Genomic DNA, 24,773 nt, shown 5'->3' with positions numbered 1-24,773 from the left:
CGTGGGATCAGCTGGCGAAGATGCCGTTGACCGTTTCGACGATGTCGTCTTCGTTTTCGAGATAGGAATTCCAGTCCGGCACCCAGAAGCCCTTGATGGCGTCGGCACTGTTGACGACGCCGGCCTTGGCGAGGTTGTCGGGCAGGACCGCATTGCTGACCGTCGGGCGCAGGTAGAATTCCTTGCCCATATTGCCGATGAAGGTCGGATCGAGGGCGCGGTCAAGAAGCGCGAAGGCGAGCTTCTTCTGCACCGGCTCGGCGTAGCGGCTGATCGTATAGGTCTGCGTCAGGATCGGCTGCTGTTCGGTCCAGTACCAGAAGGCGAAGGGCGCGCCCTTGTCACGGGCCTGCATCGGCTCGGCATCGTCGAGCACAGCGACTATTACTTCGCCGCGGTCCATCAGTGTCTGCATGTTGCCGGTGAAATCGGAGATCTTGGCCGGCATCAGCGCCTTCATCGCCTCGTAACCGGCATCGAGATCGTACTGGTCCTTGCCGAAGATGCCGCAGGCGACGAGGAAGAAGTCCATCTGCAGCGTGTTTGAGGTGATGTAGGTGCCGCGCTTGCCGGCGAATTCCGGTTTCCAGAGATCCTTGAACGACGAGGGCGGCGGCGAAACCAGATCGGTGCGATAGGCATAACCATACTGGTTGAAGGCCCAGGTGACGCCGACGCCGTTGGCGGTGGCGAAGGGCCACAGGTTCTTGGCGTTCGGTACGTTCGGCAGCAGTTCGTCGAGTTTCAGGAAGAAATCGCCGGCTTTTGCCGTCTTGAACATCTCCGGCAGGTTCCAGTTGGTGATGTCGAGCGGCGGCTTCTCGGCGCCGCCGGCGACGAATTTCGGGAACCAGGGCCAAGTCGAGTCATACTCGATCTTGCAGTTGAACTCTTTCTGGAAATCGGTCAGCAGGTATTTGTTGACCAGTTCACCCCAGGGACCGCCCCATTCGCCGACGCGCAGCACCGCGCCGCCGGCATCGAAGACCTTGCCGTCGAAGGCGACATCCTGCGACCAGGCGTGATTGATGTTGAACAGGGGCAGTGTCGTGGCAGCGACGCCCATCTTCAGGATCGTGCGGCGGGTATGCCCTGTCGTTTTCTCAGTCATGAAGTTCCCCTTTTTTGCTCTATCGTTGATGTGAAGGCGTGGCGGTATTCATCCCCCGAAGGTGCGTTTCAGGTTGACGAGTCTGGAAGTCAGCACGGTGGAGAGAATGACGAGCGCGATGGCGAAGATGCCCGCGGCGGCGGCCGTCGGCTCGAACTGGTAGCGCATGGAGACATACATCGCGATCGGCAGCGTCTGCAGGTTCGGCGTCGACAGGAACAGCGTGACTTCGAACTGGCCGAACGAAACGATGAATGCGAAGATCGTGCCCGCCGAGATCGCCGGTCCGATGATCTTCAACGTCACCAGCCGGAAGGCGGTGAAGGGCGAGGCGCCAAGGCTGCGGGCGGCCTCCTCCAGCGAGCGGTCGAAACCGACCAGCGCCGCCGTCACCGTCGCGATGACGAAGGGGCAGGTGACGATCACGTGGCCGATGATCAGCCCCGGCATGGTGCGGGCAAGGCCGATGCCCGTCGTCACGTAGAAGACGTAGAGGGCAAGCCCCAGCACCACGCCGGGCAGCACGATCGGCAGCATGAAGAAGCCGCGCAGGATGCTGGAGGTACGGCTCTGCGAGCGTGTCAGATAGATCGCCGCCATCGTGCCGATCACGGTCGAGATCAGCGTCGAGACCAATGCGATCATGAAGCTGACGCCATAGGCCGAGAGGAATACCGGCGAGGTCAAGAAGGCCTGTATCCAGCGCAGCGACAGGCCCTCCGGCGGAAAGGTCAGGTAGTCGCCCGAGTTCAGGCCGGCAAGCACCACGATGAAGACCGGTACCAGAAGGATCGCCAGCGACAGCAGCGAAATGGCCTTGAAGGCAAAGGGGATGGCAGATTCTTCACGCATCAGGTGCGCCCTCCCGAAGTTCTGACCGCTGCCTGGTGATAGACCGCAACGGCTGCGATGCTCGTCACGAAGAGCACCACGGCGATGGCGGCGCCGAACTGCCAGCGCCCGACCTCGGCGATCTGCTGGTAGATATGGATGGGCAGCACCATCACCTTCCAGCCACCCATCAAAGCGGGAACGACGTAGGAGCTGATCGAAAGCGCAAAGACCAAAAGCGTGCCGGCCAGGATTCCGGGCATGGAGAGCGGCAGCACGATGGTGACGAAGGCGTGCCAGCGCGAGGCGCCGAGGCTTCGGGCTGCCTCTTCGAGCGAGGGATGGATCGCCTTAATGATGCCGATCAGCGACAGCACCATGAAGGGCAGGGTGATCTGCACCAACCCGACGATGACGCCGAAGACATTATACATCAGCGGCAGCGGCGTCGTTATCGCCCCGACCCTCAAGAGAAATCCGTTGATGAGGCCGTTATCGCCGAGCAGCACCATAAGCCCGTACATGCGGATCACCATGTCGAGCTGCATGGAGGAGAGCACGAGGATCATCAACAGCGTGGCGCGGCTCGGCTTCACCGTTTTTGCGATGACGTAGGCGAGGGGATAGCCGAAGAACAGGCAGGCGGCGCCGACGATGGCGGAAATCCAGATCGAGCGCAGGATCGATTCATAATAGCTCGCCCGTGTGAAGATGCGGACGAAATTGTCGAAGGTGATCTGGCTGTTGAGGGCGATGACGCCGGCGACGGACTTGTTGAAGGCGAGCCCGAACAGTGATGCGGTCGGGATCACGAAGAAGACGAGGAAGACGAGGAACGCCGGGATGACCAGCCACCACAGGCGGAAATCCTGAAGGGCGGTGGTCGATCCTTTCCGCTCTTCCGTTTGTGTCATGGTGTCCGTTTGCGCAATCGCCATCTCTGTCCTCTCAATGGAACGTCCAGCGTTCTCTCATTCGGCCGCAAGCGGCATGGGCAGATGAATATAGTCGTAGCCGAGCAACTGTTTTTCGGGCGGCTGCGGGAAGGTCAGCTTGCTGTGGGCAAGGTTCGAACGCACCAGCGCCGCGGCAACGGAAACAGCGGCGGGAATGGGATCGATGACAGGCACGTCGATCCCGTGCGCCAGAAGTCCCTCGCGCAAAGCGAAGGCGCAACCCATCAGGCCGGTGCAGCCGAAGACGAGCGCCTCGGCGCCATCTTCCTCGACCGCCCGGATGCCTTCCTTGATCAGCATCGCCTTGGTCCGGTCGAGATCTTCCTCCAATTCCAGAACGGGAATATCGACGCTACGCACCGAGGCGAGCTTGGTCGAAAGGCCGGCGACGGCCGCGGTGTTTTCAAAGGATGCGCGCAGCCGGCGCATCACGGTGAGGACGGAAAACCGGTGGCCGAGCATCGCCGCAAGGTGCATGCCGGTCTCGCAGGGACCAAGCACCGGGATCGTCACGGCTTCCCGCGACGGCCTGAGACCCGGATCGCCCATGCAGTCGATGATGACGGCATGGACGCCTTCATTCTGCGCCTTGATCGCTTCGGCGATTGTTCCCGGCACCGAGAGGGCAGCCTCGAACTCGCTCTCGATCGATCCAGGTCCGGCCGTAATCTGCGCGTGGCTGATCTTGATTCCGGGATATTCCAACGCCCGGAGATCGGCGACTTTGCGAAATCCTTTGGTGACGATCGGTGACACCACGCGAATTTCTACGACGCTATCCTGCACGGCCGGCCTCCTTGATGCGCAATTCGCTCTGGGCAATTCATGGGCTTACGGTGCCGCAGTCCGCCCCGGCTTGGAAGTTCGGAAATGAGTAGGTGCCGATGTGATTCGGATGGGTCATCGGCCGGTACGGATGGCAGAGAACCTATCCGAATGGATAGGGATGCTTAGAAAAAAGCATTTAGAAACAAATGCTTGTCGATCTTCCGATTCTAGAGGCATCGCATCCCGGCATGAAAATCCGCTGCAGGCAGGGGGTTTGACGAGGCCGAGCAGACGAATAACCCTGCATCGACGACAGCAGGTTCAAGACCGCCTGCTCATCCTCGGGGAATCGTGCCATGCCTTCGGCCAAAGCCGCGCCTTCCGCATCATCCTTCCAGAATCGCGCCAGAACGGCGTGGCGCCTGTTTGCGAATTTCGCTTACGACTATCGCCGTTTCCGCCGCGCCTCCTTCATCGATGGCGCGCAGTCGCGCGAAAACCGGCGGGCACATATCCATCTCCTGGCGCATATGCTGGAATACGGCATGTCGCTTTCCAATCCGCGCAATGGCTTCGGCATGGACAAGGTGCGGTTGCTGGCAGCAGAGACGCGCCGCTATATCGAGCAGCACGGCCGCGACGCCTCGGCCGATATCGGTCTTTCCGTGCTCTCGGCCTATGTCGCCTTCAATGCGGAGCAGGGCGATGTCAGCGAGGCACAGGCACTGCTGGACGATCTGCTCGTCGTCGCCGGCGCCGGGCACAATATTCGGCCCGGCGGCAGCGAGGCGGTCAGTGCAGCCGAGATCGTCAGGCACGCGCGGATGGATTTTGTCTCCTTCATGGAGACACGCCACAGCGTGCGCCAGTATGACGGCAACAGGCCAGTCGCGTTCGAGAAGATCGAAAGAGCCATCCGTGCGGCCCAGCAATCGCCTTCGAGCTGCAACCGACAGACATGCCGCGTCTACGCCTTCACCGAGAAGCCGTCGATCGCCCGCGTTCTCGCCCATCATGATGGCAATCGCGGCTTCGGCGAGCAACTCGGCGGCGTATTCGTCGTGACGGTGGACCTGTCGCATTGGAATACGGTCGGCGAACGAAACCAGGGATGGGTGGACGGCGGCATGTTCGCCATGACGCTGGCGCTCGGCCTCCACGCGGAGGGGCTGGGCGCCTGTATGCTGAACTGGAGTGCTGCGCGCGAGCAGGATATCAAGATGCGGACCTGCGTCGGCATCCCCGACAACGAAATCATCATCACGCTGATCGGTTTCGGTGAGATGCGCGAGGATTTTCGCGTGCCGGTATCGGCCCGAAAGCCGATCGACATGGTCCTGACGCACGAACCGCCGCTCCGGTAAGCCTCAATCGTCGAGCGATCGGCGGCGCTCGATAGCATCGGCAAGATCGCCTTGAGGCCCAACGTCAGGACGAGGAGCCTGATGAAGATGGATGCGCTCGCTCCAAGAGAAGAAGTTAGCCGGCAGCTTTATCATTGGCAGGCTGTGTGGTAGGAGCGGCTCATGACATCACTGATCGATTTTGATTGCCGAAGCTGCGGAGCCTGCTGCTCCTATTCGTCGACCTGGCCCAGATTTTCCACCGAGACAGAAGCTGCTCTCGATTTGCTGCCGGCGCACTTCGTAGCCGCGAACGAGCAGGGAATGCGTTGCGACGGTGCGCGTTGCTCCGCACTGGTCGGTCGCGTCGGTTCAGAGACATCCTGTCAAGTGTACGATCTTCGGCCTGACGTCTGCCGCGCCTGCGTCCCAGGGGATGGCGCTTGCTTGACCGCGCGCGAGTTCTTCGGGATCGGTCAGCCAAGTTTGCCGTCCGGTCACATCGATGCGCATTTGCCAATCAACTGAGAAGAGTGGCGCGGTCCCCACCAATGTTGGCTGTGACCGCGATTGCGCGCTAGGCGCGGCACTTTTAAACCGGCTGTGGCGGTTCAACACCCGCGATAACAGCCCGACCTTCGGCGCAGGCGCTACTGTCTGTCGATTTTCGAGGGTTTTGCTTCCACCTCGACTCTGCGGGTTGGACACGGCGGGTCGGAGACAGGATGAGCGAGCTAAAAAGAGCCCTCTACTCTAGTTCCATAAACTACCTTATGCGATACATGCATGTAGCCGCAAAGTTGAAGTGTCCTGTTTCTGCAAAGTTGGAATGTCACACTCCCCGGGTTTGATGACGGTGGAGATTGCGGATGGGATTGATAGCGATGAGCGAGCGCGATCTGCAGCGGATCGAGATTTTGTCGAAGGTGATCGCCGACCGGATGACGATGGTGTCGGCGGCGCATGTGCTTGATCTGAGTACGCGCCAGGTGCGCCGGCTGCTGGAGCGGATCAGCACGGGTGGTGCGGCGTCGATCCGGCACAAGGCGATCGGCCGGCCGTCGAACAACCGGATCAGCGATGGTGTTCGAGATTACGCGGTGACGCTGGTTCGCGAACGCTATGCGGACTTCGGGCCGACATTGGCGGCCGAGAAGCTTGCCGAGCGCGATGGATTGCGTGTGTCGCGCGAGACGTTGCGCAGCTGGATGGTGGATGCGGGCCTGTGGCTCTCGCGCAAGCAGCGCCGGACGTTCCATCAGCCGCGCTTGCGGCGTGAAGCCTATGGCGAGCTGGTGCAGATCGACGGATCCGAGCACCGCTGGTTTGAGGACCGCGGTGATCCGTGTTCGCTGCTGGTGTTCGTCGACGATGCGACCGGCAGGTTGATGCAGTTGCGCTTTGTACGCTCGGAAAGTGCCTTCAGCTATTTCGAGGCACTGGCGCTTTACCTCAAGCGTCACGGCGCGCCTGTGGCCTTCTACTCCGACAAGCATTCGGTATTCCGGGTGGCGAAGAAGGACGCCAAGGGTGGCCAGGGCATGACCCAGTTCGGGCGTGCGCTTTGCGAGCTAAACATCGAGATTCTTTGCGCAAATTCCAGTCAGGCCAAAGGTCGCGTCGAGCGGATGAACCGGACGCTGCAGGATCGACTGGTCAAGGAATTACGGCTGGCGGATATCGGCGATATGGAGGCGGGCAATGCGTTTTTGCCGGGCTTCATGGAGGACTACAATGCCCGGTTTGCGATTGTCCCTGCCCGGTCCGATGACCTGCACCGGCCGATGAATCTGGCGCCGGATCGGCTCAGCGAGATTCTGTGCAAGCGCGAGCAGCGCTATGTCGGATCGCAGTTGACGTTTTCGTTTGAGCGCCAGCGGATCATGCTGGAGGAGAGCGAGGTGACGCGCGGTTTGGCGGGTCGCTATGTCGAGACCTACGCCTATGCGGACGGTCGATTGGATGTGCGGTGGAAGGGGCATTCCCTGCCCTACAGGACGTTCGATAAGGACCAGCGGGTGACGCATGCGGCGATCACCGAGAACAAGCGGCTTTCCGATGTGCTGGCCTACATCAAGGAGCGCCAGGAGCAATTGCCGACGCCGAAGGTGAAGACCAACAGCGAGAAGAACGGCTACACGCCGCGGGGCCGCAAGCCGGGACGAGGCAGAGATTTCATGAACGATCCCGCCGTCATTGCCCGACGGCAGAAGGCGCTCTCTGGCCTCGATGCGGCGGAATGATTGGCTGCTGCAACTGTCAAAGCTAAAGCCGAAAGGTGCCCCTCACCTGCCCCCGCTCCTCCCTTGCAGCCCGGACCAGCCGCTCAGATCGGGGCTGGTCGTCGTGCCGTGCAGCAGCCGAAAGTGACACTTCTACTTTGCACCGATCCGGACATTCCAACTTCCCCGCCACAATGCATGTAGCCGGGTACATTCTATTTCCAAGTGCGACATGCTTATAAAAACAATGGCTTCGCCTTGGAGATATATGCATGTCCCTTTGCTATTCGCAGCTCACCTTGCCTGACCGCAGACGCCTATTTCACCTCAGAGAACGCAAGGTTCCCGTCTCGGAGATTGCCCACCAGCTCGGCCGTCATCGCTAGCGGCTATTACAGCGGTATCGCCAACGACATGAGCAAGGAGCGCCGACGACGGTTGCGCAAACTCAGACGCCATCCGCATCTGCGCGACCTCGTCATCGACCGGCTGAAGGCGCGTTGGTCACCCGAGCAGATCGCTGGTCGCATGCGGCTGGAGCTTCATCCGATCTCGGTCAGCCACGAAACGATCTGGTGGGTTCAAGTTTGAAGCGCGACTTGCGATAGATAACAGCGATTTGTCGCTCACATGGAAAGCACACGGATACTCTAGCTGACGCCGAGAAATTGCTTCAGCTCTGCCGTCTGCGGATTGGCGAAGACGTCCTCCGGCTGGCCTACTTCGTGGACACGGCCCTGATGCATGAAGACGACGCGACTGCAGACGTCGCGGGCGAACTTCATCTCGTGGGTTACCATCAGGAGCGTCATTCCCTCGGCGGCAAGCTCGCGCACGACGGCCAGAACTTCGGCGACCAGTTCCGGATCGAGCGCGGAGGTAATCTCGTCGCAGAGAAGTGCGGTCGGCTGCATGGCGAGCGCGCGGGCGATGGCGACGCGCTGCTGCTGGCCGCCCGAGAGCTCGTCGGGATAGGCGTCGAACCTGTGGCCCAGCCCTACCCGCTCCAGCATCTTGCGGGCGGTAGCCTCGGCTTCGGCTTTCGGGGTCTTCTTGACCACGGTCTGCGACAGCATCACGTTGCCGCCGACGGTCAGGTGCGGGAAAAGGTTGAACTGCTGAAAGATCATGCCGACCTTGAGGCGCAGTGCCTTCAGATGTACTTCGTCATCGAGGAGTTGCGCGCCGGCCACGGAGATGGAGCCGTCAGTGATGGTCTCCAGGCCGTTGATGCAGCGAAGCAGGGTCGATTTGCCCGAGCCGCTCTTGCCGATAATGGCGATGACTTCGCCCGCCTCGACATCGAGATTGATGCCTTTCAGCACCTCGGTGGTGCCGAAGCTCTTGCGGACTTCAGTGATTTCGATGAGCGACATTGAGCTTCCTTTCCAGGATCTGGCTGCTTTTCGACAAGGGCCAGCAAAGGGCGAAGTAGATGAGGGCGACAAGCCCGTAGACGGTGAAGGGCTGGAAGGTGGCATTGGTGACCACCGTGCCGGCTTTCGACAATTCGACGAAACCGATGATCGAGGTTAGCGCCGTTCCCTTGACGATTTGAACAGAGAAACCGACCGTGGGCGGTATGGCGACCCTCAGCGCCTGGGGCAAGATGACGTAGCGCATCTGTTGCAACCGGCCCATGCCGAGGCTGGCGGCGGCTTCCCATTGCCCCCTCGCGACCGCTTCGACACAGCCTCGCCAGATTTCGGCAAGGAAGGCGGCGCTCCACAGGGTGAGCGCCAATCCCGCGGCAAGCCAGGCCGGCACATCTATCCCGAAGAGGCCGAGACCGAAAAAAGCGATGAAGAGCTGCATCAGCAGCGGCGTGCCCTGGAAGAGCTCGATATAATATTTCGCGAGTGTCGTGAATGCCTTGCGCTTGCTGATGCGCAGGAAGAGCAGCCCCAGTCCGACCGCGCCGCCGCCGATGAACGAGACGAGCGAAAGCAGGATGGTCCAGCGGGTGGCGAGCAGCAGGTTGCGCAGGATGTCCCAGAGTGTGAACTCGATCATCACGCCGCCCTCCTCGGGAAAATGAACCCGCCGACCACCGCCAGCACCTGCCGGAGCAGGATCGCCAGCACAAGATAGATCGCTGTCGAGACGATGTAGGCCTCGAAGGCGCGGAAGGTTCGCGATTGTATGAAGTTCGCGGCAAAGGTCAGATCCTCGGCGGCGATCTGCGACACGACCGATGAGCCGAGCATGACGATGACGACTTGCGACGACAACGCCGGCCAGATGCGCTGCAGGGACGGCACGAGAACGACATGCCGGAAGGTTTCGAAGCGCGTCATGGCAAGACTCTCGCCTGCCTCGAACTGGCCCTTTGGGGTTGCCTGGATGCCCGCGCGGATAATCTCGCAGCTATAGGCGCCGAGGTTGACGACCATCGCGAGGTTGGCGGCCGTCAGTTCGGAAAGCTTGAGGCCGAGCGACGGCAGACCGAAAAAGATGAAAAAGAGCTGGATCAGAAACGGCGTGTTGCGGATCAGTTCGACATAGGTCGCAACGACAGGCTTCAGCCAGGCCGGGCCGAGTGCGCGCACCCAGGCACAGAAGATGCCGAGCGAAGTGCCGAGCACTCCACCGATCGCGATAAGCTCCAGGGTGATCAGTATGCCCTTGATGATCTCAGGATAATATTCAAGCAGCCAGCCGAATTCGAAATGATAACTCAAGGAATTGTCCCCTCTTGCGGTGACGGAGCGTCATGTCATCCCGCGCGCGGCGCGGGATGACATCCGTGAGACCGGCTTCCTTACAGATCCGACGGGAGATCGGTGCCGAGCCACTTCTGCGATATGGCGTTCAGCGCGCCATCGGTTTTGGCAGCAGCGATAATGCCGTTCACCTTCTCCAGAAGAGCTGCCTGTTCCTTGTTGAGACCGATGTAGCAGGGTGAGTTCTTGATGAGGAACTTCATCTCAGGGCGCTTGGGGGGATTTTTGGCGAGGATCGCAGCAGCCACGACGTTACCGGTCGCAATGGTATCGACCTGGCCAGACAGGAAGGCCGAGATGGTGCCGTTATTGTCCTCGTAACGCTTGATCGTCGCGTCGGCCGGCGCGATCTTCGTCAGCTCGAGATCTTCGACAGCGCCGCGCGTGACGCCGATGCTCTTGCCCGCGAGATCTTCCACCTTGGCGATCGAAAGGTCAGCCGGCGCGAACACGCCATTGAAGAAGGGAGCGTAGGCTAACGAGAAATCGATCACCTTTTCGCGCTCCGGATTCTTGCCGAGGCTTGATATAACCAGATCGACCTTATTCGTCTGCAGATAGGGGACGCGATTGGCGCTGGTGACCGGCACGAGTTCGGTTTTGACACCCAGCTTTTCGGCAATGAGATTGGCCACATCGATATCGTAGCCCATCGGCGCCATATCGGTGCCGACGCTACCAAAGGGCGGGAAATCCTGCGGGACGGCGACACGCAGCGTACCGCGCGCCGTGATGTCGGCGAGAGCATCGGCGTGAGACGCGGAGCCGAAGCCGAAGGTTGCGGCCAGGGTCGCGATTGCGAAAAATACTCGTCTTGTCAGCATGTTTTAGTTGCTCCTTTGAAGTTGTGGTTTCTTGGGTCTGACAGTTGGGCCGGAGGGCACGGCCTTGGGAGGGAGTGACAGCGAACTGCGCAATTCCGAGAGCGGGTCCGGGCGCGTGGTCAGGTCGAGGCCCATTTCCACTTCGTCCAGATGTTCGACGGAGAGTTCCGCAGCTCTGACGAAATCGCCCGCTTGCATGGCCTCGAAGATGCGGCAGTGTCCGTCATGGGATTGTGCTGCGTGAAATTCAGACTGATAGAGCATCGAGATGAGGATCGTCCGCGCGGTGAGATCGCGGAGGATATCGACGATGATGGCGTTCCCGCTCAATTCTGCGATGCGGATGTGGAAATCACCCATCAAATAAGTCAGGCGCTGGCGATCGCCCGCAGCCATTACGCTTTTTTCCTCGTTCAAATGCGCGTCGAGAGCTTTGCGTCCCTCGTCTGTCAGGGCGCGCATGCCGCGCAGCAATCCGGCCTCGATGACGCGCCGTGCCTCATAGACCGCGATCGCCTCTTCAGCAGACGGCTCGACGACAAACCAGCCTCGTCGTGGACTTACATGCACGATGCCGCGTGTTTCCAGGCGCATCATGGCTTCACGAACGCGGGTTCGAGAGACGCTGAAGAGCGTTGCCAACTGGTTTTCGCTGAGACGCGTCCCAGGCCGAATTTTGGCTGAAAGAATCCCGGAGACGATCGTCTCCTCGATGGTCTTCTGCGTGGTCTCAGATGTCTGGCTATCTTGCATACAAGACAGGAAAGCAAAGCTCGTGCCAAAAATTCTGCGTTCAGGATTTCCAAGATGTCTCGGATCCCTCCCCCTGGAATTTGCACGCTCGGAATGCAAACTGAGCGTAAATTGTGCGAGTCCCCCCGCAATTCCTTGCAAACTCCTCAGCGTCGGCCGCCCAAAGCCGGCAAAGCCCCTTCCCTCTCGAAAAGTTGCTTGCGGCTAGACCGCTTCGGCTCATATAGTCATGATAGTCACTATAGTCAGGATATAGCGAATGCAGCCATCACGACCAGAGGATAAAAGTTGGACCGTCGCCAGTGCGAAGGCCAAGCTGTCTGAGGTTATCGAACGCGCGCAAGCAACACCGCAAACGATCATGCGCAATGGTAAACCAAGCGTCGTCGTCGTTTCGGCCGAGGAATGGCAGCGGAAGACGGCGCGCAAGGGCACCCTTGCAGAGTTTCTGATGCAATCGCCCCTGCGTGGCGCCGATATGGATCTCGAACGTCGACGCGACGAACCGCGTGATCTCCAGCTGTGAGACTTCTGCTGGACACCAATGTGCTTTCCGAGGTGACAAGACCGCGTCCCGATGCACGTGTCCTAGAATGGCTGGATGGGCTCGACGAGGATCGCTCATTCATCAGCGTCGTATCGATCGCGGAGATCCGGCGTGGTGTTGCACTGATGGAAAGCGGTCGGAAGCGCGACGCGCTGGCCGAATGGCTTGCCCAGGATCTGCCGCAGCGCTTCGAGCAGCGCGTCATCCCTGTGGACCAGCCGGTTGCGATAGCCTGGGGCGACCTGATGGGGCTCGCAAAGCGAAGCGGACACGGCTTATCGTCAATGGACAGCTTGATTGCCGCCACCGCGATTGCCCACGATCTCACCCTCGCCACCCGCAATATAAAGGATTTCGAGGGCTTGGGGATCGAGCTTGTCGACCCGTGGGCCGAGCGCCCGTGACGATCCGCAGAGCGGACGGTCACGGGATCTTTCATTTCGTCTAGTTGAAACTCGAGGTTTTGAGGAATTCCGCCAGTCGTTCGGTCTTCGGATGCACGAACATGTCCTTCGGATCGCCCTCCTCGCAGATGACCCCCTGGTTCATGAAGATGACGCGTGACGAAACGTCATAGGCAAAGCGCATCTCGTGCGTGACGAGCAGCATGGTCATGCCGTCGGCGGCAAGCCCCTTGATGACCTGGAGCACTTCGCCCACCAGCTCGGGGTCGAGCGCGGAGGTCACTTCATCGAACAGCATCAGCCTCGGCGACATGGCGATGGCGCGGGCGATCGCGACGCGCTGCTGCTGGCCGCCGGAAAGCTGTCCGGGATAATGGTTCGAGCGGGCGGAAAGGCCGACACGATCGAGCCATTTTTCCGCGATGGCGCGCGCATCCGGCTTGGTCATTTTCTTCACCTTGACGAGGCCGAGCATGACGTTTTCAGCGGCGCTCATATGCGGGAAAAGATTGAACTGCTGAAACGCCATGCCGGTCAGCGCGCGCTGGCGGGCAATCTCTTTCTCGCCCTTGCGACGCCGCGTTGCGCCTTCGGCGCGGTAACCGATCTCCTCGCCGTCGAGGCTGATCGTGCCGCCCTGGAATTCCTCGAGCATGTTGATACAACGCAGCAAGGTAGTCTTTCCGGAGCCGGACGAGCCGATGATGGAAATGACTTCGCCTTCCTGCACGGCGCAATCGACGCCCTTGAGGACTTCGTGGATGCCGTAAGTCTTGCGCAGACCCTTGATGTCGAGAATGGTCTTGGCCATCGGGGGAACTCCTCAGGACGGCAGGGCGGTCTTGCGCTCGACATATTTGCCGAAGTGCTCGATGCCATAGTTGATGATGAAATAGAGACCGCCAGCCAGGAAATAGAACTGGAGGCTCATGAAATTGCGGGAGATGATCTCCTGCGTGCGCAGCAGAAGTTCGGCGACGCCGATGACGGAGAGCAGCGTCGAGGCTTTCACCATCTCGGCCGCCGTATTCACCCAGGCCGGCAGGCACTGGCGCATGGCCTGCGGCCACAGCACCGAGGTGAAAGTCTGGGTAAAGGTCAGGCCGATCGCCTTGGCGGCTTCGGTCTGCCCCTTCGGGATCGCCTGAAGCGCTCCGCGCACGATTTCGCCGACATGGGAGGAGCAGAAGATGGCAAGGGCAAGCACGCCGGCCGAGAACGGCCCGAGATCGAGGCCGACGGCGGCAGAGACATAGTAGCTCGCCAGCACGAGCACGAGCACCGGCGTGCCGCGGATGATATCCGTATAGGCGCGCACGGCCAGACGCAAAACAACGCCGCCATAGACGAGCGCCAAACCGACGAATACGCCGAGTACGGAACCCGCGAGGATGGCCAGCAGAGAGATCGACACGGTCACGCCAATGCCGTTCATGATGACGTAGCGGGCGATCCAGAGTTGTTCGAGAAAAGTGTGGGACATCCGGGTTTATCTCGGCAGGGCCAGACGGCGCTCGACGAAGCGCATCACGGCGGCGATGAGGAAACAGGTCGCGACATAGAGGGCCGATGTGACCATCCAGGTTTCTATGACGCGGAAACTCTCGACATTGATCTTGCGGGCAGCAAACGTCAGTTCCGGCACGGCGATGGCGGCGGCGAGCGAGGTGTCCTTGAAGAGCGAGATAATCGTCGAGGACAACGATGGCAGCACGTTGCGCAGCATCAGCGGAGCGATGATGGAGCTGCGGATCTGCATCCCCGTCAGGCCGATAGCAAGACCCGCTTCCGTCAATCCTCTCGGAATCGACAGCAGTCCGGCACGGAACACCTCGGCCAGATAGGCGCCGGAATAGAGGGATAGAACCAGGACGAAGCTTTTAATCTTGTCGAGGCGCAAGCCCATCTGCGGCAGCGCGAAAAAGGCGAAAAGCACCAGGACGAGAATCGGCAGGTTGCGAATGACCGTGACATAGACCCGCGCCGGCACGATCGCAAAGCGGCTTTTGGACGTCAGCGCGAAGGCCACGACGAGGCCGATCGCGGCCCCGATCAGGATCGAGATCACCGCAAGACCGAGGCTGAGCGCAAGCCCGCTCAAAAGAAAATCGAAATTGCGCCAGACGGCAGCGAAATTCAACGTGTAACCCATACGGGCCACCCTTTCAGACCAGAGCATGATGCCAAAAAGTGTGAGCGGTTTTCGGCATCATGCTCTCACTCTTCAATTGAAAACAGGATTCAGATTTTAGGCCGACCCGGCCTGAAATCGTCCTGCTAGAGGAGCGGGACAAAAGTCCCGCTCCTCATGGCTGTTACTTGAACTCGACAGGAAAGCCGATCTGCGGCGGTGTCAGATCTTTGCCGAACCAGGTCTTGAAGGACTTGGCGTAAAAGTCGAATTCAACGCCGGTCATGGCTTCGTGCAGGGCGGTGTTGACGAAGTTCAGCCAATCCTGATCGCCGCGCTTGACGGCGCAGGCATAGGTCTGCGGGTTCCAGCCGTAGCCGGCATCCTTATAGCGACCCGGATTCTGCGTCATGTACCAGGCGAGCGACGACTGGTCCGTGGCGACTGCATCGGCGCGTCCCGATTCCAGCGCCTGATAGATCAGGTCGACGGAATCGTACTGATCGACGGTCGCCTCCGGCAATGCCGCATGCACCATCGCCTCGGCATAGACGTTCTGGAGAACCGAGATGGTGACGGAAGAACCGGCCGCCTTGAGGGCGGCGTAGTCGGCATATTTTCCGTCCCCCTTGAGCATCAGGCCCACACCCTCGCGATAATAGGGAATGGTGAAGGCAACCTGTTGAGCGCGCTCGCCGGTAACGGTCATGAACTGGCAGGTGATGTCGACTTTGTCGGTGGTGATGTTCGGGATGCGGGCGTCGGAGGACTGGTTCACATACTCGATCTTCTCAGGATCGCCGAAGAGGGCCTTGGCGATGATATGGCCCATGTCGACGTCGAAGCCCTGAAGCTTGTCGTCCGCGCTCTTGAAGTGCCAGGGCGCATTGGTGCTGCCGGTGCCGAGGACGAGGTGGCCGCGGGCCAGCACTTCATCGAGCTTGCTGCCGTCGGCCAGCACAGGCGTGGACAGCAGGGCGGCGGCGGCCAGCGACATCACGGCGGTGCGGAAGGAAGTGGTCATGGCGTTCCCCTTATGGATGGTTCCTATCATTCCAGTATAATGGACGCATGTCTGCTTTACTGGAACAATGTTATCAAGTGCCATCAAGGGTGAATTGTCAATGGGTCATGCTGAAAAAACGCGCAGTGGCGCGCGTGGCGATTTTTTCGGCAGTGCAGCATTGTTCTCTTGTTTCCGAGGTTCATTATCATGCCCCTCCCGCTCAGTGACCCGGCAGCCGGGGGGCGGAAGATGCGGCCCTCAGCGCCAGCGCCTCAGGATCCGGCCGCCTTACGCGTTTGCGGTCGCAGCGCGGATCAGTGAACCAGCCGCCTCGCCTGCGGCTTCCATATAGGTCGGGTCGCGATGCAACAGAACGACGGCAACGAGCCATCGAGCAGCAGGACGATCTGCCGGGCGAGCGTCTCGAACGTGACCCGTAACCAGGCCTCGACCCTCTTTGTGATCATGTGCCGCTTCGGTCTTTCGACCACGCTGACGTTCTGCCGTCACCGACACCGCTCAAACATGGGCTCAATTCGGGTGGATCAGAACTCTTCCCAATCAGACTTCAGCGCGAGGGCTGCCGACCCACGCTGGACGGACGCGGCAGGTGAGGTACGAACGACTTTCAAAGCCGTCGGCGCGGCGGCCAGGCGATCCGCCTGCGCGAACGAAGACCTCGATCTCGGTGCATCGTCGAAACGGAACTGTTCAAGAAGCTTGAAAAGCGCGGCGGCCTCTCGTGCGAGCCCATGGCTGGCCGCGGTCTGCTCCTCGACCATCGCGGCATTCTGCTGCGTACCCTGATCGACGGTGTTGATGGCCTGGTTGATCTCGCCGAGTGCAGTCGATTGCTCGCGCGCCGCCTCGACGATCGCAGTGACGTTGGTATTGATTTCGTGAACCTGACTGGCGATTTCCTGAAGTGCGGATCCGGCATTCGTGACCAGGGCGACGCCGTTTGCGACATGAGAACCGGACGCGGTAATCAGGCTCTTTATCTCCTTCGCAGCTTTTGCCGACCGCTGCGCCAGTTCACGAACCTCCTGGGCAACGACCGCAAAACCTTTACCGGCCTCCCCTGCTCGTGCCGCCTCTACGCCGGCATTGAGCGCCAAAAGGTTCGTCTGGAAGGCAATTTCATCGATGACACCGATGATGTTGGAAATTTCGCGCGACGAGGTTTCGATCTGGTCCATCGCTCCGATCGCGTCACGAACCACCTGGCCGGAATGCTCCGCATGATCTCTGGTGCGCGCCACGAGTTGACCGGCCTCCTCGGCGCGGCGGCTCGAATCCTTGACCGTCGTCGTGATTTCCTCAAGGGCGGCCGCAGTCTCTTCGACGGATGCCGCCTGTTGCTCGGTACGCTTTGCCAAGTCGTCGGCCGCGGTGCGGATTTCGTTGGAACCGGCCGATATCGCCTTGGCATTTTCGGCAACCGTTGCCATCGCGCCCTTCAACTTCTCCGAGGCGCTGTTGAAGTCGGCACGCAGCCTTTCCAATGAAGGGATGAAAGGTTTCTGGATCGTCTGCGACAGGTCGCCGTCTGCAAAATTCGTCAGGCAAAGGGCGAGTTGTTCAACATTCTCGACACGCGCCGTCACATCGGTTGCGAACTTCACGACTTTGAACACTTTGCCGTTCAGGTCAAAGATCGGATTGTAGGAAGCCTGGATGTAAACCTTCCGTCCGCCCTTGCCCACACGCGTGAATTCGTCGGCAACCAGCTGGCCGCTCGCAAGTTTCCGCCAGAATTCCTTGTAAGCCTCCGACCTCGAATAATCGGTTTCACAGAACATCGAATGATGTTTGCCCTGGATTTCGGCAAGCGAATAACCAAGCGCAGCCAGGAAATTATCGTTCGCAGTCAAGACTTCGCCGGCCGGCGTGAATTCGATGATCGCCTGAGCCCGGGACAATGCGTCGATCTTGCCGGCATCCTCGGCAGATTTCAGCTTCTGCGCGGTGATATCGGTTGCAATCTTGATGACCTTAACCGGCTTCCCGCGTCGGAACACGGGATTGTAGGATGCCTCGATCCAGACCTCGCGCCCGCCTTTTCCGACCCGCTTGTATTGTTGTTGATCGAACTTCCCGGCTGACAGCTTCGTCCAGAAAGCCTTGTATTCTGCCGAGGATGCATAGGAAGGTTCGACAAACATGCTGTGATGCTTCCCGACAATCTCCCTCAACTCGTAGCCGAGCGCCCTGCAGAAGTTTTCGTTCGCAGTGAGGATCTGCCCCGATAAGTTAAACTCGATCATGGCTTGCGAATTCGACAAAGCGGCAAGAACCGCGACAGCATTTGCACCACGATCAAGAATATTCACTGGCAACCCCCTAGATTTCACTGCTGTGTATCCAGCCATGCCCAGAATATTCGCTTATGATCATTAATGGATATTTAATTATGAATAAGAGCAGCAGGTATGTTTTCGTTTTGAATGAGCGCTGCATCGGTAAGGCGCGTCGGCGCAAGGGCCGATCCCCTAGCCTGCGATGGGGGTGATGCACTGACGTCAGGTTCTCTGCGACCGGCGGCCTACCGGCCAGTCAACCGCTTTTCAATTGCGCCATCGCCAGCAGCGTGTCAGCGCTTATCGTCGCTGAACCGGTCAGGATCGAGAGAGCTGTCGAGGTGGTGCCCGTGCCATTGGCCATGTCATACATGGCGGTGAAGCGTTTGATCAGATCGTCGACTTTTTCCGGATCCGACAGATCCTTGATGTCGATGAAGTTGTCGATCATCTCGGCTTGCTTGTCGACGTCCATGTTCGAGACGTAACTGGACAGGTTGAAGGTCGTCGTAAAGAACTCGAAGAGCGCGCTGTCGCCTAGAATGTTATAGGCGCTCGAGATCTCCGGCGCCTTGCGCTGGAAGTAAAGGGCAAGGCGCACGCCGGTGTTGCTGTCGCCTTGGTCGTCTTCGAGCGTCAGCCTGACATAGGCGTCGATCGTCTCCAGCACATCGCCGCGTTGCTGCACAGTCCCGGTCGGATCGGCGGAAATATTGCCGTCCTGATCGAAATTGAACGCGCCGACGAGTTCGGCGAAACGATTGTCGTCCAGCTTGTTGACATAGCTATCTTCGTCGTCGAGGTCGGAAGAAAACATCTTCTCCAACTCGTCCGACGTGACATCATCAGGATCGAGCCCCTTCGCCTCGAGCGCGAAGGAAACCAGGCGATCGTCGGCCAGAAATTCGCTGGCCGTGGTGATCGTCGCCATCTGCTCGCGAAAATAGGTAATCTCCTCGTCCGCCGCGTCGGTCGCTTCCGTCAACTCGTCGCCTTCGAGGTATCGGATCTTGTTCTGCTTGTAATAGGCAGCGTAGTCGTCGACGACGGATTCCGACATGGCCTGCAGCGGAACGGTCACGTCGCCATTGCTGTCGAAGTTGAAGGCCTTGCGAAAGGCGACGAACCGATCGTCGTCGAGGCTGTTGACATAGCTTTTCGAGTCAGACGGATCGCTTTCGAGAATTTTCCGGACCTCGCTTCTCGAAACGCTGTCCGGGTCTATGTCATAGGCTCGCAACGCCATTTCCCACAGTTCCGGGAGATCGTCGTTGTCGTCATCGTCGTCGTCATCGTTCGACACCAGGAAATCATCGATCGAGGTGACGCTGGCGATGCGCGTCGTATAGTTGTCGGCGGCGTCTTCGGTGTCGGTATTGGCGATCAGCACCTGATAATTTTCATCGAAGGCCGCCGTGGTCGCGGCGGTCTGTTCCGATGTCTGGGCCGTGTCGCCATCGGCAAGCGCGCCGTCCTCATCGAAATTAAAGGCATCGTGCAGTTCGGATAAGCCGATCGCGTCGGCGAGGTCGGCGCTTTTCAGCGCCGCCGAAATGAAATTATCGGTCTCGCTATCGGTAAGCCCGTAGGCAGTTCTCAGATAGGAAACCAGCTTGTCGTCGCTCATCAACTCATCGACGGAGGTGATGTTGCCGATTTGCGCAGCGAAATAAGTATCATAGGCCTCCCCGGTTTCCGAGGAAGCGATCGTCGCCGAGGCCACCGCATAAGCGCTTGTGACCAGCGAGAGCTGATCTTCCGACATCACGTCGCCGTCGGTCGAGCCATCCTCGTTGACGTTGAAGGCCTTCGCCAGATTGACATAGACATCATCGTCGAGCTGGTTGACGAAACTATCGGCATCGTCGAGATCGCTCGTCAAAACACTCTTCAGGAAGCTTGTTGAGGTGTATTCGGTGCTGAGACCGAAAGCCGTCAGCACATAGTTCTTCAGCTTCGAACTCGACAGGAGATCGTCGACCGAGGTGATCGACGAGATATTCTCTTCGAAATAGTCCGTCTCGTCTGCAATGTCGTCAGCCTCGGTGTCGAAAGACTCCTCATAAGCATCGAGCAGATTGTCCCGCTGCACTTCGGATTGCGCCGTCTTCGTCTCACCGGAAAATTTGAAAGCAGCGGCAAACTCGGCATAGCGGGTATCGCTCAGACTATTGGCAAAGCTGGATGAATCGCTGAGATCGCTTTCCAGCACCTTCTTCATGAACGCCTTGGCGTAGGTCATGTCTTCAAGGCCGTAGGCCTTCATGGCATAGGAATAGAGCTTGTAGTCGCCCATGAATTCATCGACTGTCGTGACCTTGCCGATGTTTTCCTTGTAATAGCTGCTGTCGCGGGCAACCGTTGCCTGTGAGGCCACGCTCGAGAGGCTGGCGCCCAGATTTCGCGCGACCGCGAGATAGCTCACATAGGTGGAAACCAACTTCTATCCCTTTCATGAGCACGGCGGCGCGCGCGAAAGCCTGCCGGCAGCCACGGGTGAAACTTCTGATGTTTGCTGGGATGTTGCCGCCGCTCATGGCGCATGCGGGCCGCATTCATGCGGCCGAATCAACTTAATAGAACTATATGGTACTTCAATTATTTCAAAATGCAATTGGACGTCAAAAGTCGAGGGATCGCCGCCTTACCGGGTCACGCGGCGCCGACGCCCGCGGCAAAGATTGCAATGCAGCGCTGGAGATGGGTGAGCAATGCCGCCCGGTCAGGCCAGGCCTGAGCGCGCCCTTCCGGCGGACCCATCCCGCCAAAGATCATATCCATCAGCATCCGGGCCCCGCTGTCCGGATCATCAAGCGACAACCTGCCTTCCGCCCTACGGTCGCTCAGCCAATCGGCGAGGTCCTGCCGGCTGGCAAGCATGCCGTCACGCTGCAGAATGTCGACGAGTTCGGGAAACTGCCCCGCTTCTCGAAAGACGAGTTGCAGGAAACCGGCACGGTCCGCATCCTTGTCCTCATCCATATCGATCATGAAGATACGTTCGAGGCTCTCGGCGATCGAGAGATCTTCAGCAGGCCGAGGCAGGTCGAGCATCAGGCGCCGATGCGCGCCGACCACGGCGGCAAACAGCTCTTCCTTGCTCTGAAACAGCTTGTAAAGCGTCTGTTTTGAAACACCCGCCTCGCTGGCGACGACTGCGGTCGTGCTACCGGCGTAACCGTATTTTACAAAAACACGGCGGGCAATTTCAACGATATGCACCCGCTTGTCCTCGTCACTGGAGACTTTCGGCCGGCCGCGCTTGCGCGGCTCATCTGCGGGCTCGTCGACAACATCCATGATGATCTAGACCGCCTCATCGAGGCACAAGCCGAAGGCCGCAGAAAGGCGACTACGATTTCTGAGGGACGATTTTTTCGGTTGTGGCATTAGCAATTTCGATTTAGAGAACTCATCAGTTCTGTAATGCGTTGCATCTCTCACCCTCTACCGATGGAGCGCTTATGACGACCATTTCTGCCGCAACGTCAATCTCTTCCTATTCCTATAGCAAGAGTTCGACCTCGGCATCCCAGGACACCCTATCCTGTAATACGGTTTCGGCAAAAAAATCAACCGCAAGCCAGCAGCTCAGCGAAGACGCGACCAACAGCGCCGAGAAACTCATGTCGCAATTGATGTCGCTGACGATGAACGGCCTCGCCGGTCAGTCCGCTTCCAGCGAGCAGCAGGACGGCGGCGCAGACATGGACGTTGCGCAGCTGGCGCCGAGCAAGCCGATGTGCAAGATCGTGTGCCTTCGCACTGCGCACGGAAAGTTGAGGTTCGGCCATGTCGGTCTCCTTTCATCTGCATGTAGCAACAGTCCGCCAGCCATCAAGATGGCAGATGATGGCTGGATACCACAAGTATTCACGGCCCTTATTTTGTTCCGATGTCAAAAAGAATTAACCATATTTCAGTGTTCTTTCGACATAATACTTCACCAGGGATCAGGCATCTCGAAACGGAGAGGCCATATCATGTGGGAGACAATCCTTGGCATTCACTATTGCTCGCAGTTTGGTTGCGTTCGGTGTCGCCGTTTCGGTAGGCCTTTTCATGTCCATTGGATTGCAGCAATCGGCGCTCGAACGGCTGAAAGTCAACGGTCCGGTTTACGAACAGGTTGTCTATGGCAAGGATTTGATCGCCGATATTCTACCGCCGCCTCTGTTTGTGGTCGAATCCTACATGCTCTCCTTTGAGGCGAGCAAATTTCCCGAACTCACCGACACCAATCTTGCCAAGATCGCAAATCTCAAAGCCGCTTACGACGACCGCCGCGCCTATTGGAAAACCACCCGGCTGCCGCAGGCTTTGAAGGACGAGCTTGAAAACGATGTCATCGCCAAAGGCGACGCATTTTGGGGGGTGATGAACCGTGAGATCATCCCGGCCCTGAATGCCAAGGATGAAGACAAGGCGCATGGTGCGATCGAGCAGCTGCGCGTCGCCTTTCATTCGCACCAGGACGCGGTCGAGAAACTCGTTGCCAATTCCGACGCCTTCCTGAAGGGCGAGGAGCGTAATGCAGCCTCGGAGATCGTGACCTGGACGATCTATGCGGGTGCTGCAGGCTTCGGATCGTTCGGGCTGTTGCTGGTGGGGCTCTATCTCCTGCGACGCCGGGCGATCGTGCCGCTCGATGGCATGAAGGCCTATATGGGCAATCTTGCCGAAGGCGATTTTTCGACCGACGTTCCCTATGCCAACCGTTCCGACGAGATCGGAGCCATGTCCAAGGCCGTCGCGGTATTCCGCCGCAACGCGCTCGAGCGGCAGGACGCACAGAAGCGTGAGACCGCACTTCGCGATGCGGAATTCGAGCGTGAACGCAGCCAGCTGGCCGAAAAGGCCGCCGAGGAGCAGATCCGCGAAACGGTGATCGATCAGCTGACATACGGGCTGGAACAGCTATCGACTGGCAATCTCGATTGCCGGATCAAGACACCCTTCGCCGCTGCCTACGAGACTTTGCGCGCGAAGTTCAACGACAGTATGGACGCGCTTTGCGCTTCGATGGCTGAGATTGCCCAGACCTCCAAGCAAGTGGGCAGCTCCTCGGCCGGCATCACAGATGCAGCCGACAGTCTTGCGTCGCGCACGGAACAGCAGGCCGCAATGCTCGAAGAGGCGACAGCCGCGCTCGATGAAATGAATATCAAAGCCAAAGATGCCTCCGACCATGCCGGCAGGGCGACAGGCATGATGGCCCAGACCCGCACCAGCGCCGAACATTCGGCAGCCGTCGTTCGCGAAGCCATCGCCGCCATGGAAAAGATCGAAGGCTCATCCTCCCAGATTGGCGCCATCGTCAATGTCATCGATGAAATCGCCTTCCAGACCAATCTTCTGGCGCTCAACGCGGGGGTTGAAGCAGCGCGCGCCGGCGAAGCAGGCAAGGGTTTTGCCGTCGTCGCCCAGGAAGTGCGTGAACTTGCCATGCGCTCGGCCAACGCCGCCAAGGAGATCAGATCTCTGATCTCCACCTCCTCGGCCCAGGTCTCCACCGGTGTGGACCTCGTCAACCGAACCGGCAAGGCGCTCCTGGAAATCGAAGGGCAGGTCGAGCAAGTTGCCGGCCTGATCGCCCGCATCGTTTCGGTGTCTTCCGAACAGGCGGTAGCGATCGGCGAGATCAACGCCTCCGTCAACGCCCTCGATCAGGTAACCCAACGCAACGCAGCCATGGCCGTCGAAACCGCCTCGGCCTGCCGGGCACTCGGCAGCCAAACGCAGACGCTGGAAGGGGTGGTCAACCGCTTTCAGATCGACGCGGCCGCCAGCAGCAGACCGCAGAAAGCGGCTTGACGAGCGATCGTTGAAGCTCGTCTCTCTACCTCAGTCGTCAACGATCGCCACGACGGCAACGCAGTCACCAGCCTTGACCAGCCCCGGGAAATGCCGGGCACAGAGAATGCCGTTCATGCCGGCGCGGATCTCGCGGGGGGCCACCCCGGTCCGCCCGGTCGGATAGATGCGCGCGATGACGGCATCGTCTGTGACGGCTTCACCGAGATCGATGACCGGTTCGATCAGCCCGCCCTCTTCTGCGAAGGAGAAGCAGCGACCGTCCGGCATGTCGAGCCAGGTCGTCGGACCGGCATCGACGGCGCCCGCGACGATCCCTGCGTGGCGCAGCACGTTCATGGTGCCGCGTTTGGCGATCGCCGCACTTTTGGCCGTGGCGGTGCCGCCGCCGCCGAGTTCCGTGGTGATGAAGATCTTGCCCATCTCCTCGGCCGCGGTGTCGTACATGCCGACCGCATCGATCTCCAGCATTTTCATCGAATAGGGAGCGGCAAAAGCCGTCACGAATTCGAAGGCTTTTTTCTCCTGTTGTTTGTTCGGCAGGATGTGGGCTGCGCAAAACGGCAGAAAATCAAGCGTCTTGCCGCCGGAATGGAAGTCGAGAACGACATCCGCCATCGGCAGAAGCACACGTTGGAAATAGTCGGCGATCTTCTCGGTCACCGTGCCGTCCGGCCGGCCCGGGAAGCTGCGGTTCATGTTGCCCCTGTCGATCGGCGAGGTCCTGGTTCCCGCTTGGAATGCCGGATAATTCATGGCCGGCACGATGATGACAGTGCCCCTTACCTCTTCGGCCTTCAGCGAGCGGGCAAGATCGAAAAGCGCGATCGGTCCTTCATACTCGTCACCGTGATTGCCGCCGGTCAAAAGGGCCGTGGATCCCTTGCCGTTCCGGACGACGGTTATGGGCACCATCACCGATCCCCAGGCGGAATCGTCGCGGCTGTAAGGCAGGCGCAGGAAGCCGTGCTGGACGCCCTCGGCGGCAAAATTGACCGTCGCGCTGATCGGCGACGGCCGCAAGCCAATCTCTGTCATCG

The 24,773-nt window shown here is 59.4% G+C and carries 24 protein-coding genes and 2 pseudogenes; 7 read left to right on the top strand and 19 right to left on the bottom strand.

All coding sequences use genetic code 11. The annotated features are described in order from the left end of the window. Nucleotides 1–7: 7 nt before the first annotated feature. From CUJ84_RS24620 to CUJ84_RS24605, 4 genes are read right to left on the bottom strand one after another with little or no spacing between them, the layout of a single operon-like run. Nucleotides 8–1,111 (bottom strand): ABC transporter substrate-binding protein, encoded by a 1,104-nt coding sequence (locus CUJ84_RS24620; protein WP_105008347.1) that lies wholly within the window; start codon nucleotides 1,109–1,111, stop codon nucleotides 8–10. A gap of 48 nt (nucleotides 1,112–1,159) precedes the next feature. Beyond that, the gene (locus tag CUJ84_RS24615) at nucleotides 1,160–1,963 is read right to left on the bottom strand and encodes an ABC transporter permease (RefSeq protein ID WP_105008346.1); all 804 of its coding nucleotides are present in this window, start codon (nucleotides 1,961–1,963) and stop codon (nucleotides 1,160–1,162) included. After that, on the bottom strand, nucleotides 1,963–2,880 hold the full coding sequence (locus CUJ84_RS24610) for an ABC transporter permease (protein WP_105008345.1): 918 nt from the start codon (nucleotides 2,878–2,880) through the stop codon (nucleotides 1,963–1,965). Before CUJ84_RS24610 ends, CUJ84_RS24615 begins: the two co-directional genes overlap by 1 nt. Before the next feature lie 33 nt (nucleotides 2,881–2,913). Next, complete coding sequence (locus tag CUJ84_RS24605) at nucleotides 2,914–3,684, bottom strand: aspartate/glutamate racemase family protein (RefSeq protein WP_105008344.1); 771 nt, start codon at nucleotides 3,682–3,684, stop codon at nucleotides 2,914–2,916. A gap of 338 nt (nucleotides 3,685–4,022) precedes the next feature. On the opposite strand from CUJ84_RS24605, the gene CUJ84_RS24600 reads away from it, so the two are divergent. The 4 genes and pseudogenes from CUJ84_RS24600 to CUJ84_RS24585 all read left to right on the top strand — a co-directional run. After that, nucleotides 4,023–5,030 (top strand): nitroreductase family protein, encoded by a 1,008-nt coding sequence (locus CUJ84_RS24600; RefSeq protein ID WP_105008343.1) that lies wholly within the window; start codon nucleotides 4,023–4,025, stop codon nucleotides 5,028–5,030. A 162-nt stretch (nucleotides 5,031–5,192) separates the two neighbouring features. Continuing rightward, nucleotides 5,193–5,537 carry a YkgJ family cysteine cluster protein gene (locus tag CUJ84_RS24595; RefSeq protein WP_105008342.1) on the top strand — a complete coding sequence of 115 codons (345 nt, stop codon included), beginning with the start codon at nucleotides 5,193–5,195 and terminating at the stop codon, nucleotides 5,535–5,537. Nucleotides 5,538–5,878: 341 nt separating this feature from the next. Next, a complete protein-coding gene (locus CUJ84_RS24590; protein WP_105008341.1) occupies nucleotides 5,879–7,252 on the top strand; it encodes an ISNCY family transposase in 1,374 nt (457 codons plus the stop codon). A gap of 251 nt (nucleotides 7,253–7,503) precedes the next feature. Continuing rightward, a pseudogene (locus tag CUJ84_RS24585) lies at nucleotides 7,504–7,807 on the top strand (helix-turn-helix domain-containing protein); the annotation flags it as partial. Nucleotides 7,808–7,881: 74 nt separating this feature from the next. On the opposite strand, the gene CUJ84_RS24580 reads toward CUJ84_RS24585, so the two are convergent. The 5 genes from CUJ84_RS24580 to CUJ84_RS24560 all read right to left on the bottom strand — a co-directional run bounded on the left by CUJ84_RS24580 (nucleotide 7,882) and on the right by CUJ84_RS24560 (nucleotide 11,531). After that, the gene (locus tag CUJ84_RS24580) at nucleotides 7,882–8,607 is read right to left on the bottom strand and encodes an amino acid ABC transporter ATP-binding protein (protein WP_003562518.1); all 726 of its coding nucleotides are present in this window, start codon (nucleotides 8,605–8,607) and stop codon (nucleotides 7,882–7,884) included. Then, a complete protein-coding gene (locus tag CUJ84_RS24575; RefSeq protein ID WP_105008340.1) occupies nucleotides 8,585–9,244 on the bottom strand; it encodes an amino acid ABC transporter permease in 660 nt (219 codons plus the stop codon). The genes CUJ84_RS24580 and CUJ84_RS24575 overlap by 23 nt, the downstream gene beginning before the upstream one ends. Continuing rightward, nucleotides 9,244–9,912, bottom strand: a complete 669-nt coding sequence (locus tag CUJ84_RS24570; RefSeq protein WP_105008339.1) for an amino acid ABC transporter permease — start codon at nucleotides 9,910–9,912, stop codon at nucleotides 9,244–9,246. Before CUJ84_RS24570 ends, CUJ84_RS24575 begins: the two co-directional genes overlap by 1 nt. 80 nt (nucleotides 9,913–9,992) lie before the next feature. Then, nucleotides 9,993–10,778, bottom strand: a complete 786-nt coding sequence (locus tag CUJ84_RS24565; RefSeq protein WP_105008338.1) for a transporter substrate-binding domain-containing protein — start codon at nucleotides 10,776–10,778, stop codon at nucleotides 9,993–9,995. A gap of 3 nt (nucleotides 10,779–10,781) precedes the next feature. Continuing rightward, on the bottom strand, nucleotides 10,782–11,531 hold the full coding sequence (locus tag CUJ84_RS24560; protein WP_105008337.1) for a GntR family transcriptional regulator: 750 nt from the start codon (nucleotides 11,529–11,531) through the stop codon (nucleotides 10,782–10,784). A gap of 259 nt (nucleotides 11,532–11,790) precedes the next feature. On the opposite strand from CUJ84_RS24560, the gene CUJ84_RS24555 reads away from it, so the two are divergent. Both CUJ84_RS24555 and CUJ84_RS24550 read left to right on the top strand, forming a co-directional pair. After that, entirely contained in the window at nucleotides 11,791–12,057 is a 267-nt protein-coding gene (locus CUJ84_RS24555) for a type II toxin-antitoxin system Phd/YefM family antitoxin (protein ID WP_105008336.1), read from the top strand. Beyond that, nucleotides 12,054–12,482, top strand: a complete 429-nt coding sequence (locus CUJ84_RS24550) for a type II toxin-antitoxin system VapC family toxin (RefSeq protein ID WP_105008335.1) — start codon at nucleotides 12,054–12,056, stop codon at nucleotides 12,480–12,482. Before CUJ84_RS24555 ends, CUJ84_RS24550 begins: the two co-directional genes overlap by 4 nt. 40 nt (nucleotides 12,483–12,522) lie before the next feature. Here the strand turns inward: CUJ84_RS24550 and CUJ84_RS24545 are convergent, their stop codons facing one another. From CUJ84_RS24545 to CUJ84_RS38835, 9 genes and pseudogenes are all read right to left on the bottom strand, one after another. Continuing rightward, nucleotides 12,523–13,293: an amino acid ABC transporter ATP-binding protein gene (locus CUJ84_RS24545; RefSeq protein WP_105008334.1), complete on the bottom strand. Its 771-nt coding sequence runs from the start codon at nucleotides 13,291–13,293 to the stop codon at nucleotides 12,523–12,525. Between the two features lie 12 nt (nucleotides 13,294–13,305). Beyond that, the gene (locus CUJ84_RS24540; RefSeq protein WP_024319797.1) at nucleotides 13,306–13,965 is read right to left on the bottom strand and encodes an amino acid ABC transporter permease; all 660 of its coding nucleotides are present in this window, start codon (nucleotides 13,963–13,965) and stop codon (nucleotides 13,306–13,308) included. A 6-nt stretch (nucleotides 13,966–13,971) separates the two neighbouring features. Continuing rightward, on the bottom strand, nucleotides 13,972–14,634 hold the full coding sequence (locus tag CUJ84_RS24535; RefSeq protein WP_047622998.1) for an amino acid ABC transporter permease: 663 nt from the start codon (nucleotides 14,632–14,634) through the stop codon (nucleotides 13,972–13,974). A 163-nt stretch (nucleotides 14,635–14,797) separates the two neighbouring features. Further along, nucleotides 14,798–15,637, bottom strand: a complete 840-nt coding sequence (locus CUJ84_RS24530) for a transporter substrate-binding domain-containing protein (RefSeq protein ID WP_105008333.1) — start codon at nucleotides 15,635–15,637, stop codon at nucleotides 14,798–14,800. Nucleotides 15,638–15,907: 270 nt separating this feature from the next. Then, nucleotides 15,908–16,077: pseudogene (locus CUJ84_RS24525) on the bottom strand (TetR/AcrR family transcriptional regulator); the annotation flags it as partial. An 87-nt stretch (nucleotides 16,078–16,164) separates the two neighbouring features. Beyond that, a complete protein-coding gene (locus CUJ84_RS24520; protein ID WP_105008332.1) occupies nucleotides 16,165–17,952 on the bottom strand; it encodes a methyl-accepting chemotaxis protein in 1,788 nt (595 codons plus the stop codon). Nucleotides 17,953–18,175: 223 nt separating this feature from the next. After that, complete coding sequence (locus CUJ84_RS24515; RefSeq protein WP_105008331.1) at nucleotides 18,176–20,359, bottom strand: DUF1217 domain-containing protein; 2,184 nt, start codon at nucleotides 20,357–20,359, stop codon at nucleotides 18,176–18,178. A 212-nt stretch (nucleotides 20,360–20,571) separates the two neighbouring features. Continuing rightward, the gene (locus CUJ84_RS24510) at nucleotides 20,572–21,219 is read right to left on the bottom strand and encodes a TetR/AcrR family transcriptional regulator (protein WP_105008330.1); all 648 of its coding nucleotides are present in this window, start codon (nucleotides 21,217–21,219) and stop codon (nucleotides 20,572–20,574) included. A gap of 272 nt (nucleotides 21,220–21,491) precedes the next feature. Beyond that, on the bottom strand, nucleotides 21,492–21,713 hold the full coding sequence (locus CUJ84_RS38835; RefSeq protein ID WP_245457584.1) for a hypothetical protein: 222 nt from the start codon (nucleotides 21,711–21,713) through the stop codon (nucleotides 21,492–21,494). 205 nt (nucleotides 21,714–21,918) lie between these two features. Here CUJ84_RS38835 and CUJ84_RS24495 point away from each other — a divergent pair, with 205 nt between their 5' ends. Then, on the top strand, nucleotides 21,919–23,733 hold the full coding sequence (locus CUJ84_RS24495) for a methyl-accepting chemotaxis protein (RefSeq protein WP_105008329.1): 1,815 nt from the start codon (nucleotides 21,919–21,921) through the stop codon (nucleotides 23,731–23,733). A gap of 30 nt (nucleotides 23,734–23,763) precedes the next feature. On the opposite strand, the gene doeB is transcribed toward CUJ84_RS24495, so the two are convergent. After that, nucleotides 23,764–24,771, bottom strand: coding sequence for a N(2)-acetyl-L-2,4-diaminobutanoate deacetylase DoeB (gene doeB / locus CUJ84_RS24490; protein ID WP_105008328.1), 1,008 nt, complete (start codon nucleotides 24,769–24,771; stop codon nucleotides 23,764–23,766). Between the last annotated feature and the right edge of the window lie 2 nt (nucleotides 24,772–24,773).

Origin of the sequence: Rhizobium leguminosarum (genome assembly GCF_002953715.1) — a bacterium.
Lineage (GTDB): Bacteria > Pseudomonadota > Alphaproteobacteria > Rhizobiales > Rhizobiaceae > Rhizobium > Rhizobium leguminosarum_V.
The sequence above is the reverse complement of the archived record's forward strand: the minus strand, read 5'-3'. Positions and strand labels throughout refer to the sequence as shown.